Consider the following 447-nt stretch of genomic DNA (forward strand, 5'->3'; position numbering starts at 1 on the left):
GCGAGACGCTGCTCGCCGCCGGCGTGCTGCTCGAACGCGGCGCGCCGCTCGACGCCGATTGCAAGGCCGACGAAATCAGGCAGCGCCTCGCGGCAGAGCTGCCCGCCTACATGGTGCCCCGCCACGTCAAGGTTCTCGATCAGTTTCCGCAGTTGTCATCGGGAAAGACGGATCGCAAAGCGCTTCTGTCGATATTGCAACAGCGCATCAACGAAAGTAACCAGGAGGAAGTGAATCCATGAAAACCGAAACGATGTTGATTCAGATTCTGGAGAGCGTGATCGGCGTCAAGAAGGGGACAGGCGATACCCGTTTTCTGGACATAGGCGGCAATTCGCGCAATCTCGTCGAAGTGCTCAAGCAGATCAAGGCGAAAACGGGCGTCGCGCCGTCGCCGAGACTGTTTTTCGATAAGACGCGCTCGACGGTCGCGGCGTTGAGCGCCGA

Annotated in this window: 2 protein-coding genes; both read left to right on the plus strand. The window is 59.5% G+C overall.

The window, feature by feature from the left end; all coding sequences use genetic code 11:
• The coding region (locus J5M56_RS25445) for a hypothetical protein (protein WP_207938116.1) at window positions 1–242 on the plus strand (242 nt) is incomplete at its 5' end.
• The coding region (locus J5M56_RS25450; RefSeq protein ID WP_207938117.1) for an acyl carrier protein at window positions 239–447 on the plus strand (209 nt) is incomplete at its 3' end. The genes J5M56_RS25445 and J5M56_RS25450, both read left to right, overlap by 4 nt.

The organism is Pseudomonas sp. 51_B, assembly GCF_017491595.1.
Taxonomy (GTDB): domain Bacteria; phylum Pseudomonadota; class Gammaproteobacteria; order Pseudomonadales; family Pseudomonadaceae; genus Aquipseudomonas; species Aquipseudomonas promysalinigenes.